Annotated in this window: 10 protein-coding genes; 3 read left to right on the top strand and 7 right to left on the bottom strand. The window is 63.5% G+C overall.

Going from position 1 to position 12,863, the window contains the following annotated elements:
* Positions 1 to 71 precede the first annotated feature (71 nt).
* The 6 genes from F8237_RS19865 to F8237_RS19840 form a co-directional block, all read right to left on the bottom strand.
* The gene (locus F8237_RS19865; protein ID WP_151647177.1) at positions 72 to 1,709 is read right to left on the bottom strand and encodes an ABC transporter ATP-binding protein; all 1,638 of its coding nucleotides are present in this window, start codon (positions 1,707 to 1,709) and stop codon (positions 72 to 74) included.
* A 3-nt stretch (positions 1,710 to 1,712) separates the two neighbouring features.
* Positions 1,713 to 2,891: an ABC transporter permease gene (locus F8237_RS19860; protein WP_151647175.1), complete on the bottom strand. Its 1,179-nt coding sequence runs from the start codon at positions 2,889 to 2,891 to the stop codon at positions 1,713 to 1,715.
* On the bottom strand, positions 2,891 to 4,000 hold the full coding sequence (locus F8237_RS19855) for a microcin C ABC transporter permease YejB (protein ID WP_014439613.1): 1,110 nt from the start codon (positions 3,998 to 4,000) through the stop codon (positions 2,891 to 2,893). The genes F8237_RS19860 and F8237_RS19855 overlap by 1 nt, the downstream gene beginning before the upstream one ends.
* A gap of 2 nt (positions 4,001 to 4,002) precedes the next feature.
* Positions 4,003 to 5,889, bottom strand: a complete 1,887-nt coding sequence (locus F8237_RS19850) for an extracellular solute-binding protein (RefSeq protein WP_162006132.1) — start codon at positions 5,887 to 5,889, stop codon at positions 4,003 to 4,005.
* A 14-nt stretch (positions 5,890 to 5,903) separates the two neighbouring features.
* Positions 5,904 to 7,820: an extracellular solute-binding protein gene (locus F8237_RS19845; RefSeq protein WP_151647171.1), complete on the bottom strand. Its 1,917-nt coding sequence runs from the start codon at positions 7,818 to 7,820 to the stop codon at positions 5,904 to 5,906.
* Positions 7,821 to 8,029: 209 nt separating this feature from the next.
* The gene (locus F8237_RS19840; protein WP_151647168.1) at positions 8,030 to 8,581 is read right to left on the bottom strand and encodes a c-type cytochrome; all 552 of its coding nucleotides are present in this window, start codon (positions 8,579 to 8,581) and stop codon (positions 8,030 to 8,032) included.
* A 219-nt stretch (positions 8,582 to 8,800) separates the two neighbouring features.
* Between F8237_RS19840 and F8237_RS19835 the strand changes: the two genes are divergently transcribed.
* Together F8237_RS19835 and F8237_RS19830 are read left to right on the top strand one after the other, a co-directional pair.
* Positions 8,801 to 9,541 (top strand): 3-deoxy-manno-octulosonate cytidylyltransferase, encoded by a 741-nt coding sequence (locus F8237_RS19835; RefSeq protein WP_151647166.1) that lies wholly within the window; start codon positions 8,801 to 8,803, stop codon positions 9,539 to 9,541.
* Positions 9,542 to 9,562: 21 nt separating this feature from the next.
* The gene (locus F8237_RS19830) at positions 9,563 to 10,408 is read left to right on the top strand and encodes a prephenate dehydratase (protein WP_151647164.1); all 846 of its coding nucleotides are present in this window, start codon (positions 9,563 to 9,565) and stop codon (positions 10,406 to 10,408) included.
* Between the two features lie 124 nt (positions 10,409 to 10,532).
* On the opposite strand, the gene F8237_RS19825 is transcribed toward F8237_RS19830, so the two are convergent.
* Entirely contained in the window at positions 10,533 to 11,546 is a 1,014-nt protein-coding gene (locus F8237_RS19825; RefSeq protein ID WP_151647162.1) for an LLM class flavin-dependent oxidoreductase, read from the bottom strand.
* Between the two features lie 386 nt (positions 11,547 to 11,932).
* Here F8237_RS19825 and metF point away from each other — a divergent pair, with 386 nt between their 5' ends.
* Entirely contained in the window at positions 11,933 to 12,859 is a 927-nt protein-coding gene (metF, locus tag F8237_RS19820) for a methylenetetrahydrofolate reductase [NAD(P)H] (protein ID WP_162006131.1), read from the top strand.
* Positions 12,860 to 12,863 lie beyond the last annotated feature (4 nt).

Below are 12,863 nucleotides of genomic sequence, written 5' to 3'. Positions count from 1 at the left end.
GACTGCCTCGCGGCCATGCGTACAGGATGTCGCGGCGATCGCTCAGCCGCCGTGATCGTGATCACGCAAGATCAGGTCGCGACCGACCCGTTCCCAGCCGTCTCCAGCCGGAACGCCGCCGCAAACAGCGCACGCGTGTAATCGGTCTTGGGGTTCTTGAACAGCTCGGCCGCCTGTCCCTCCTCGACCACCTTGCCGCCGCGCATCACGATGAGATGGCTCGCAAGCGAGGCCACGACGCGCAGATCGTGCGAGATGAACATGTAGGTGAGCTCGCGCTTGCGCTGAAGCTCGCGCAACAGGTCCACCATCTGCGCCTGGAACAGCATGTCGAGCGCGCTGGTCGGCTCGTCCAGCACGACGAAATCCGGCTCCAGCACCACAGCCCGCGCGATGCTGATGCGCTGGCGCTGCCCGCCCGAAAACTCGTGCGGATAGCGGTAGCGGGTGTCCGGCTTCATCCCGACATCTTCGAGCGCCTTGACGACGCGCGCCTCACGCTCCTCGCGCGACAGCTTTGGCTGGTGCACGGAGAGGCCTTCGGCGATGATGTCCGCGATTGACATGCGCGGGCTGAGCGAGCCGAACGGATCCTGGAACACGATCTGCATGTCGCGCCGGAAGGGCCGCATCTCCTTGAAGCGCAAGCCCTGGATGTCCTTGCCCAGGAATACGATGCGTCCGTTCGAGGAGATCAGGCGCAGCAGTGCGAGCCCCAGCGTCGTCTTGCCCGAGCCGGATTCGCCGACCACACCGAGCGTCTCGCCCTTGCGCACGGCGAGGCTGACGCCGTCGACCGCCTTGATGTGGCCGACCGTCTTGCGCATCAAGCCGCGCTTGATCGGAAACCATACTTTCAGATCGTCGGCCGACATCACCACCGGCGCGCCCGGCTGCGGCGGCGCCGGATCCGGCTTCGGCTCCGCCGCCAGCAGGTCCCGCGTATAAGTGTGCTTCGGGGTCTTGAAGACCTGCTCAACCGGTCCCTGCTCGACGATCTCGCCGCCCTTCATGACACAGACCTGGTCGGCGATGCGGCGCACGATGCCGAGATCGTGGGTGATGAACAGCAGGCTCATGCCGAGCCGCGCGCGGATGTCGGCAAGCAGCGCCAGGATCTGCGCCTGCACGGTGACGTCGAGCGCAGTGGTCGGCTCGTCCGCGATCAGCAAATCCGGCTCGTTGGCGAGCGCCATCGCGATCATCACGCGCTGGCGCTGGCCGCCGGAAAGCTGGTGCGGATAACTGTTAAGCCGCGTCTCGGGCTCGGGGATGCCGACCTGCGTCAGCAATTCCAGCGTCCGCTTGCGCGCCTGCGCATTGCTGGTCGGATTGTGCAGCTGGATGATCTCGCCGATCTGCGCCTCGATCGTGTGCAACGGATTGAGCGAAGTCATCGGCTCCTGGAAGATGATGGAGATGTCGCTGCCGCGAATCTCCCGCATCTGTTGCTCCGACTGGTCGATCAGCTCGCGTCCCTTGAAGCGGATGCTGCCCGAGGGATGCGACGCGTTCGGATAGGGCAGCAGCTTCAGGATCGAAAGCGCGCTGACCGACTTGCCGGACCCGGATTCGCCGACCAGCGCCAGGCACTCGCCGCGCTTGATCTGGAACGAGACCTTGTCGACCGCAAGCGTCGTGGCGCCACCCTGGTGGAAGGCCACCGAGAGGTCGCGCACGCTAAGCAGGGGCTGGTTGATCGCGTCCATCGTCTACCTGAAGGTCTTGCGCGGATCGAAGGCGTCGCGCACCGCTTCGCCGATGAAGATCAAAAGCGACAGCATGATCGCGACCGAGAAGAAGCCGGAAAAGCCGAGCCAGGGCGCCTGCACGTTGGACTTGCCCTGCGCCAGCAGCTCGCCGAGCGACGGCGAGCCGGGCGGCAGACCGAAGCCGAGGAAGTCGAGGGCCGTCAGCGTCATGACCGACGAGGAGACGATGAACGGCAGGAACGTCATCGTCGCGACCATGGCGTTCGGCAGCAAATGCTTGAACATGATCACGGCATTCGACACGCCGAGCGCTCTCGCCGCCTGGATGTACTCGAAATTGCGCCCCCGCAGAAATTCCGCGCGCACGAGTCCGACCAGCGACACCCAGGAAAACAACAGCAGGATGCCAAGAAGCACGAAGAAGCCGGGCACGAGCACCGACGACAGGATCAGCAGCAGATAGAGCGAAGGGATCGCGGTCCATATCTCGATGAAGCGCTGGAACAGCAGGTCGATCCAGCCGCCGAAATAGCCTTGCACCGCGCCGGCGGCGATTCCGACGACGGAGGAGACAATGGTCAGGCAGAGGCCGAACAGCACCGAGATGCGGAAACCATAGATCAGGCGCGCGATCACGTCGCGGCCCTGATCGTCGGTCCCGAGCCAGTTGTATTCGAGGTCACGGCAGCTTTTGAGCCCCTTTTTCTCGACCACAGGCTTGCACTGCGCTTCGGTCAGCATCCAGGTCGGCGGCGACGGCGCCGGCGTCGGCAGATCGAGATTATGGGTGTCGTAGGAGTAGCGGATCAGCGGCCAGACGATGCTGCCGCCTTTCTCCTTGATCAACTTCTGCAGATAGGGGTCACGATAGTCGGCTGCGGTTTCGAAATCGCCGCCGAAGGTCGTTTCGGAGTAGGTCACGAAGGCCGGCCAGTAGAGATGACCGTCAAACTTGACCAGGAATGGCCGGTCGTTGGCGATCAGTTCGGCGAACAGCGAGGCCACGAAAAGGAACATGAAGATCCAGAGCGACCAGTAGCCACGCCGGTTCGCCTTGAAATTCTGCCAGCGCCGCCTGTTGAGCGGCGACGGCACGAACGGCTTGCGCGTGATCGGCACGGCGTCGCCGAGCGGCGACTTCGCGGTGGTCTCGATCGGGGTGGGGGCGGTCAGCGTCATCAGACCTCCCGTGCCTCGAAATCGATCCGCGGATCGATCCACATGTAAGTCAGGTCCGAGATGAGGTTGACCACGAGCCCGACCAGCGAAAAGATGAAGAGCGTGCCGAACACCACGGGGTAGTCGCGGTTGAGAACGCTTTCGAAGCTGAGCAATCCCAACCCGTCCAGCGAGAAGATGGTCTCGATCAGAAGCGAGCCCGAGAAGAAGGCGTGAATGAAGGTGCTGGGAAAGCCTGCGATCACGATCAGCATCGCGTTGCGGAAGACGTGGCCATAGAGCACCCGGTTCTCGCTGCAGCCCTTCGCGCGCGCGGTCATGACGTATTGCTTGCGGATCTCGTCCAGAAACGAGTTCTTGGTCAGGAACGTCATGGTGGTGAACGCGCCGAGCCCCATGGCGATCAGCGGCAGCGTCAGATGCCAGAAATAATCGATGATCTTCCAGTACCAGGGAAATTGCGACCAGCCGTCCGACGTCAGTCCGCGCAGCGGGAACCAGTTGAAGAACGAGCCCCCGGCAAACAGGATGATCAGGAGGATCGCGAACAGAAAGCCGGGTATGGCATAGCCGAGCACGAGCACGGACGACGTCCAGGTGTCGAAGCGTGTCCCGTCCTTGACCGCCTTGCGGATGCCGAGCGGAATCGAGATCAGGTAGGTCAGGAGCGTCAGCCAGATGCCGAGCGAGATCGAGACGGGGAGCTTTTCCTTGACGAGCTGGAGCACGCTGACGTCGCGAAAATAGCTCTTGCCGAAGTCGAAGCGGGCAAAATTCCACACCATCAGCGCGAAGCGCTCCGGCGCCGGCTTGTCGAAGCCGAACTGCACCTCGAGCTTCTTGATGAAATCAGGGTCAAGGCCCTGCGCACCCCGATATTTCGAGTTGATGGCATCCGCGCCGGCGCCGACCTGTCCCGGCGCGCGTTGCGCGAAATCGCTGCCACCCGAAATGCGCGAGGTCCCGCCGGTGTCGGCGCCCGAGAGCTGCGCGATTACGCGCTCGACCGGGCCGCCCGGCGCGAACTGCACGACGATGAAGGAGACGAAGAGGATCCCGAGCAGGGTCGGGATCATCAGGAGAATGCGGCGGGCGATATAGGCACTCATGATTATTTCGCCTGCTCGAGCTTGGCCGCCTTGGCGCCGTCATGCCACCAGATATCGGGAGCACCGACGCCGTTGGCGTAGCGTGGCAGCTTCTGCGGATGGCCGAACTGGTCCCAATAAGCCAGCCGGTGCGTCTTGTTATACCATTGCGGCACCCAATAGCGGCCGGTGCGGAACAGACGATCGAAGGCGCGGCAGGCGATGGTCAACTCCTCGCGGCTGTCGGCCGCCATGATCTTCTCGATCATGGCGTCGATGGCCGGGCTGGCGATGCCCGCGAGATTGTATGAGCCCTTGGTTGCCGCGACCTGGGAGGAAAAGAACGAGCGCATGGCATCGCCCGGCGTCGCCGACATGCTGAAGCGCTGGATCGTCATGTCGAAATCGAAATCCTCCTGGCGCACTTTGTATTGCACGGCATCGACGAGACGCACGCTCGCTTCGATGCCGAGCGTGCCCAGATTCTTGATGTAGGGCGCGTGATGCGGCTGGAACGAAGGCTCGTCCAGCAGGAACTCGATCCTGAATACCTCGCCATTCGGCAATACCCGCTTGCCGTCCTTGATCGGCACGCCGGCCTCGGTCAGCAGTTGCTGCGCCTTGCGGAGCAGGCTTCGGTCTTGCCCGGAGCCGTCCGAGACCGGCGGCGTAAACGGCGCCGCGAACACTTCGTCCGGGACCTGACCGCGGAACGGCTCCAGCAGCTTCAGTTCCTCGGGCGAAGGGGCCGCATCGCCCGCCATGAGGTCCGAATTCTGAAACGGCGACACGGTGCGGGCATAGGCACCGTACATGATGGTCTTGTTGGTCCATTCGAAGTCGAAGGCATTGATCAAGGCCTCGCGCACACGAGGGTCTTTGAACTTGTCGCGACGCGTGTTGATGAACCAGCCTTGCGCGCCGGACGGCGTATCGTCGGGCACGACCTCCATCTTGACGCGACCATCCTTCACGGCAGGAAAGTCATAGCGCGTCGCCCAGATGCGCGAGGTGAATTCCTCGCGATAGAGATAGTTCTTGCCGGTGAAGCCTTCGAAGGCAACGTCGCGATCGCGATAAAACTCGTAGCGAACGACATCGAAATTATAGCTGCCGCGGCAGACCGGAAGATCCGCAGCCCACCAGTCCTTCACGCGCTCGAATTCGACGTAGCGATTGACCTCGAACTTGCCGACCTTGTACGGGCCCGAGCCGAGCGGAATCTCCAGCGACGATTCGTCGAACGGGCGAGACGCATAATGAGCCTTCGAGAAGATCGGCAGGCTCGCGACATAGAGCGGCACGTCGCGCGCCCGTCCCTTGGCGAAGGTGACGACGAGTGTCGCATCGTCGACAGCTTCCGCGCTGACGAAGTCGCGCATCTGCACGATGATGAGCGGATGGCCCTTGGTCTTCAACGACATCAGCGAAAACGCGGCATCGTGCGCGGTGAGCCTGGTGCCGTCGTGGAATTTCGCCTCGGGCCGCATCGTGAAGCGATAGACCAGCCTGTCCGGCGATATCTGCACGGATCTCGCGGCAAGCCCGTACATCGCGTCCGGCTCGTCGCTTGCGCGCACCATCAGCGGCACAAACGTCATGTCCATGCCTTGCGCGCCGTCGCCCTTCAGGATGTAGGCATTGAGCGAGTTGAAGGTCTGGTAGGACTGATTGTAGGCGCGCACCGACGGAATGAGAGAGAACATGCCTCCCTTCGGTGCATCGAGATTGACGTAGTCGAAATGGTGAAAATCGGCCGGGTACTTGAGATCGCCGAACGCCGAGATGCCGTGCGCCTCGCCTCCCGCTTCCGAAGCCGGCGCACCGCGCGACAGCGGTGCGCCGAGGGACACCCCGAGGGCGCCGCCGGCACCGAGGGCCAGCACATGGCGGCGTGACATCTGCGTCATGCGGGCAGCGTCCTTCACGACTTCTTTGCGATCCGCGCCGCCTTGTCTGCGTCGTACCACCAGACGAACGGGAAGCCGGACTGACCGTATTTTGGCAGTTCCGCCGGCCGGCCGAAGCGATCCCAGCGCGCCGTGCGCACCTTCGAATAGGTCCATTGCGGCACGACGTAGTGATTCCACAGCAGCACGCGGTCGAGCGCCTTGGTTGCCGCAACGAGATCGTCGCGATCCCTGGCGTAGATCACCCGCTCGATCAGCTTGTCGATCGCAGGGTTCTTGATGCCGTTAATATTGCGCGAGCCGGGAATATCGGCCGTCTTGGACGACCAGAACTCGCGTTGCTCGTTGCCCGGCGACTGCGACTCGCCCCAGGAGTTGGTGACGACGTCGAAATCCCACTCGCGCGTCCTGTTCTCGTATTGGGTCGGATCGACCGTCCGCACGCTCACGGCGATGCCGAGCCGCTCCAGTGACGGCTTGTAGAACAGCGTGACCCGCTCGAAGCTCGGATCCTGGTTCAGCAGCTCCATGGTGAACTGCGCACCGGTCTTGACGTCGACCAGCTTGCGGTCGCGCACCTCGTAGCCGGCCTCCTTGAACAGGCGCAACGCCTCGCGCAGATTGTCGCGCACGGCTTCCGGACTGCCGCCGACCGGATTGGTATAGGCCGTCGTGAAGACTTCGGGCGGGACGTCGGCGCGGACGGTCTCGAGAATCTCGAGCTCCTTGCCCTGCGGCACCCCGGTTGCCATCAGTTCGTCGATGCCGTCGAAATAGCTGCTGACGCGCTTGTACTGACCGTAGAAGATCTGCCTGTTCATCTCCTCGAAGTCGAACGCGTAGTTGAGCGCACGACGCACGCGGGGATCACTGAACTTGGCGCGGCGCAGGTTCGGCACGAAAGCCTGCATGACTCCGGAGCTGCGGTTGGCGAACTCCTCGAGGATCACCCGCTTTTCCGTCACGGCCGGGAAGTCGTAGGCCGTCGCCCAGTTCTTCGCGCTGTTCTCGGTACGCCAATCGACCTGATCGGCCTTGAAGGCCTCGATCGCCACGGTGGCGTCGCGGAAATATTCGTAGCGCATCTCGTCGAAATTATTGCGGCCCACATTGGCAGGCAGATCGCGCCCCCAATAATCCTTGACCCGCTCCAGCGTCATCGACCGTCCGGCAACGAACTCCTTGACCCTGTAGGGGCCGGAACCAAGCGGCACTTCGAGCGTGGTGGCGGAGACATCGCGCTTGCGGCCCTGCGCGTCCGTGCCTTCCCACCAATGCTTCGGCAACACCGTGAGCTGCCCGACGATCTGCGGCAGTTCGCGGTTGCCCGGCGCATCGAACACGAACTTCACCTCGCGCTCGCCGACCTTCTCGGCCTTCACCACATGGCTGTAATAGGCCGAGTACATTGGGTGATGCTTCTTGAAGGAATCCAGCGAGAAGATCACGTCGTCCGCGGTGACGGGCTTGCCGTCGTGCCATTTGGCCTGCGGCCGCAAGCGATAGGAGACGAAGGAAAAGTCGTCCGGGTGGCTGACGGCTTCGGCCAGCGCGCCGTATTCGGTCGAGACTTCGTCGAGCGCGGGCGTCAGCAGGGATTCGTAGATGAATGCGACGGCGCCGGCGACCTGTCCCTTCACCCCCGACACCACGATGTTGAAATTGTCGAAGGTGCCGACCGCGATCTGGCGTGCGACACCGCCTTTGGGCGCGTCCGGATTGACGTAGTCGAAGCGCTTGAAGTCAGCGGGGTACTTGACCTTTCCGAACAGCGACAAGGCATGACGCCAGGGGAGCGCACTTGAAGCCGCCTCGCCGGCGGATTGCGCATGGGCTGCGCCGATCACGGGGGCGCCCGCAACGGAACCAAGAGCGGGGAGCGCTACGGCAGCAGTGCCGGTGAGCAGGAGATCGCGTCGGGTAATGGCCAAATCAACATTCCTGTCTTGAAGGAGGCTACTCCTTTAAGTTCCCAATATAGGCGAGGTTTCGACGGAATATGTTGCTTTTTCCTCATCTTGGAAGGCCAGTCAGCCTATCCGATGCGGCCAAACGCCCCGATAAACTCACCGCGAGGCCTGGATACGGAAACGGCCAGGCACGTGGCCTGGCCGCAGATCGTCTGACGACGCCGAGAACCTTACTTCGACGCGGTCGGCAGCGGGGCCGGCTTGTCGGACATCGAGTTCAGGTAGGCAATCACGTCGGCGCGCTCGGAGTCCTTCGGGATACCGGCAAAGCCCATCGCGGTGCCGGGAACGGCGGCCTTCGGGTTGGTGATGAACGCGTTGAGCGCTTCGAAATCCCAATTGCCGCCCTTGCCCTTCATGGCGGCGGAATAATTGAAGCCGGCTTCCGTGCCGCGGGCGCGGCCGACGACACCGAACAGATTCGGGCCGACACGATTCGGGCCGCCCTTCTCGAAGGTGTGGCAGGCGCCGCACTTCTTGGCAGCGGCAGCGCCCTTCTCGACGGAGGCGGTCTGGAGCAGCTTTTCGATCGGCTCGGAGGCCGCGGCAGCAGCGCCGCCTTCCTTGCCATGGCCGGCATCTTCCTTCACGGCGATCTCGAAGCCCGGCTTTTCCGGCAGCTTGGGCGAGAACAGCGCGTTGGCGGTGAAGCTCGTCACCAGCAGGATGAGACAGGTGCCGAGCACCGCACCGAGAATCTTGTTGAGTTCGAAAGAGTCCATTTCCGGCCAGGCCCCACACCGCAAGAAGGAATAAGCGGCCGAACGGCCGCCAGGACGAGCCTCGGGAGAATCAAACGTTCCTTATTGTTTCCCCGAGTTTTGCCATTGAGATATCGGTTTGCCCGGGGTCTGGCAACCCGTATAAGCGAACCGGCCTTCGGCCAGTCCCCACCCCATTTCCCGGCGCGGAAAACGCCCCGTTTCCAGGCCTTTGAACCGATGATCGATCCCCGCATCCTGGTGCTGATCCCGGCCCGCATGGCCGCCACCCGCCTGCCCGGCAAGCCGCTCGCCGACATCGCCGGCCTGCCGATGATCGTCCATGTGATGCGCCGCGCTGAATCCGCCGGGATCGGCCGGGTCGCGGTGGCGACCGACACGGCCGAGATCGCGTCTGTGGTATCAGCCCATGGCGGCGAGGCGGTGATGACCAGCCCCAGCCACCCCAACGGCTCGAACCGTATACACGAGGCCATGCAGAAGCTCGATCCGGGCGGGCAGGCCGAGATCGTGATCAATCTCCAGGGCGATTTCCCGACGATCACGACCGACAACATCCGCGATGTGCTGCCGCCGCTGGACGATCCGGCCGTGGACATCGCGACGCTGGCCTCGCAGATCCATACCGAGGAGGAGGACCTCGCACCGAGCGTCGTGAAAGCGGTGGGGACCTCGGTAGGTGGCAGGCGGATGCGCGCACTTTATTTCACCCGCGCGACCGCCCCGACCGGCGACGGACCGCGTTACCACCATATCGGCCTCTACGCCTATCGCCGCGCCGCGCTGGAGCGCTACGTCCGGCTGCCGCCCTCGCCGCTGGAGTTGCAGGAGAAGCTCGAGCAGCTCCGGGCGCTGGAAGCCGGGATGCGGATCGACTTCACCATCGTCGATACCGTGCCCCGTGGGGTCGACACGCCGGCGGACCTCGAGACCGCCCGCAGCATCCTTTCCAAATCCTGAGCCGCTGTTACAAGGCCCGTCATGAGCAAGCTGAAAATCGCATTCCAGGGCGAGCCTGGGGCCAATTCCCATATCGCCATCGTCGAGGCCTATCCCGACGCCGAGCCGATGCCCTGCGCCACCTTCGAGGACGCACTGTCGGCGATCTCGTCGGGCGAGGCCGATCTCGGCATGATCCCGATCGAGAACTCGGTCGCCGGCCGCGTCGCCGACATCCATCACCTGCTGCCGGCCTCCGGCCTCTTCATCATCGGCGAATGGTTTCTGCCCATTCGCCATCAACTGATGGCGGTCAAGGGCACCAGGATTGAAGACATCAAGTCCGTCGAGAGCCATGTCCATGCGCTCGGCCAGTGCCGGCGCATCATCCGCAAGCTCGGCATCAAACCGATCGTGCATGCCGACACCGCAGGCAGCGCCCGCGACATCTCAGAGCGCAACGACAAGACCGTCGCCGCGATCGCCTCGCGCCTCGCCGCGAATATCTACGGGCTCGATATCCTCGCCGAGGACATCGAGGACGAGGCCCACAACACCACGCGCTTCGTGGTGTTGGCGCGCGAGCCGAAATGGGCGGCGCAAGGTTCGGGCCCGCTGGTTACCACTTTCGTCTTCCGGGTGCGCAACCTTCCCGCCGCGCTCTACAAGGCGCTCGGCGGCTTCGCCACCAATGGCGTCAACATGACCAAGCTAGAGAGCTACATGGTCGACGGCAATTTCTTCGCTACGCAGTTTTACGCCGATGTCGATGGCCATCCTGACGACAAGGGCCTCGCCTTCGCGATCGAGGAACTGAAATTCTTCTCGCGCGAATTCCGCATCGTCGGTGTGTATCCGGGCCATCCGTTCCGCGCGACGATGGAATGATCTCGTGCCCCGGACGCGCGAAAGCGCGAGCCGGGCCCCAGAGACTGCGATGCTCGGAGCGCGATGGGCCCCGGCTCTGCAGCGCATCACTGCGTGCTGCGCCGCGTCCGGGGCATGAGAGCTTCTACGCAGCCGCCTTAAGCCCGAAAGCTTCCGCCAGCAGCGAATACGACCTCTTCCGCGCGTCGTGGTCGTACACCGCCGTGATCACCATCAGCTCATCCGGCTTGCTGGAATCGAGCAGCGGCTGAAGCTTCGTCTGCACCGTCGCGGGGCTGCCGACGAACAGGCGCGAGCGGTTGCGGAGGATCGAGGTGCGCTCAGAGTCCGTATAGGGATAGGCCACGGCCTCCTCGACACTCGGCAGCGGCAGATATTGGCCGCGGTCGCGGCGCAGCCGGTTGAGGTCGAAGGACGTCGCGAGCTTTTCGGCCTCCTCGTCGGTGTCAGCCGTGATGACCGCGACGGCGAGGATCGCATGCGGGCTCGCGCGCCAAGCCGACGGCTGGAAGCGGGTGCGGTAATGCCCCATCGCGTCGATCGCATCATGGGATGCGAAGTGATGCGCAAAGGCGAAGCCCATGCCGACCTGGGCCGCCAATTCCGACGAGTAATCGCTGGAGCCGAGCAGCCAGATCGGGGGCAACGGCGTGTCGTCGGGCATCGCCACGACGTTGTGATACGGATGTCCCGCCGGGAATTCGCGGGTCTGCCACAAAATCAGTTCGTGCAGCCGCTCCAGGAAATCGTCGCCCTCGCGGCGGTCGAGCCGGCTTCTGAGCGCGTAAGCCGTGGCGCCGTCGGTGCCAGGCGCGCGGCCGAGGCCAAGGTCGATGCGGCCGGGAAACAGCGCCTCCAGCATCTTGAAGCGCTCGGCCACGACCAGTGGGGCATGGTTGGGCAGCATGACGCCGCCGGAGCCGACGCGGATGTGCTTCGTCACCGCCGCGATCTGCCCGATCATCACATCGGGCGCCGGGCTCGCGACGGAGGCGAGGTTGTGATGCTCGGCGAGCCAATAGCGGACATAGCCGAGCCCGTCGACGTGACGCGCCAGATCGATGCTGTTGCGCAGCGCCGCGGCGGGTTTTGTGCCCGTGGTGACGACGGAGAGGTCGAGGACTGAAAGCGGAATCATGGCGCGCTAACCTAGTGGAGGCTGGCGGAGCGGCAATGGGCACATAGCGCAGGTCTGACGTGTGCCGGCCGCGAACCCGCTTGCCTGACCGGAACGCAACGTTGGGACAAAATTGCCTTCCGTAACGCGACATACACATTGCCCACCTGAGACAAGCCAACCCACCAGCCTCAAATATTTGACCATATATCTGATATTTCTAGGTAATTATTTTCTTCCAGGACTTCCCACTCGGAAAGGATGCAGCGCAATATTTGACATATATTCGCAATTGATGGGCTATTTCCCATCTCCGATGGGCTGTCGAGAAGCCCCCCTTTGCCCTATCTTAGCCTCTTCCAATTAGAGCTGACCGCCGGCCGCCAAAATCTGGAGTGAGTGGTGCCATGACCGATCCGACGACGCCTGCCCACGCCGACGGGCAAGACGGTCACCTGGCCGTCAAGCGGCCTGCGATCTCCTTTGAGTTCTTTCCGCCCAAGACGGAAGATATGGAGCGGAATCTCTGGGACACCATCAACCGGCTGGCCCCGCTCGATCCGAAATTCGTCTCGGTGACCTATGGCGCCGGCGGCTCGACCCGCGAGCGCACCCATTCGACCATCGCCCGCATCCTGAAGGAGACCGCGCTGCTGCCGGCCGCGCATCTGACCTGCGTCGGCGCTTCGCGCGGGGAGATCGACGAGATCGTCGACCGCTATCACGAGGTCGGCGTCCGCCACATCGTGGCGTTGCGCGGCGATCCGGCCGGCGGCATCGGCACGCCCTATTCCAGCCATCCCGACGGCTACCAGAGCTCGGCCGATCTCGTCGCGGGGATCAAGAAGCGGCACGCCGATATCGAAGTTTCTGTCTCGGCCTATCCCGAGAAGCACCCCGAAGCGCGCGACTTCGACGCGGATATCGACACGCTGAAGGCCAAGGTCGATTCCGGCGCGACCCGCGCGATCACGCAGGTCTTCTTCGATAACGACCTCTACTTCCGCTATCTCGATCGCGTCCGCGCCCGGGGGATCAACATCCCGATCGTGCCGGGCATCATGCCCATGCACAATTTCAAGCAGGCCCGGAATTTCGTCACCCGCGCCGGCACGAGCGTGCCGGACTGGTTCGCCGCCAAGTTCGAAGGCCTCGATGACGACGCCGAGACCCGCAAGCTGGTCGCCGCGACCGTCGCGGCCGGCCAGGTGCAGAAGCTCGCCAAGAACGGCGTCAACACCTTCCATTTCTACACCATGAACCGCGCCGATCTCGTATTCGCGATCAGCCATTTGCTCGGCATCCGCGCCAAGAGCGCGCAGAAGGCGGCGTAATCGA

It is taken from the genome of Bradyrhizobium betae, from assembly GCF_008932115.1.
Lineage (GTDB): Bacteria > Pseudomonadota > Alphaproteobacteria > Rhizobiales > Xanthobacteraceae > Bradyrhizobium > Bradyrhizobium betae.
This window is presented reverse-complemented; position numbering and strand designations above follow the sequence as displayed.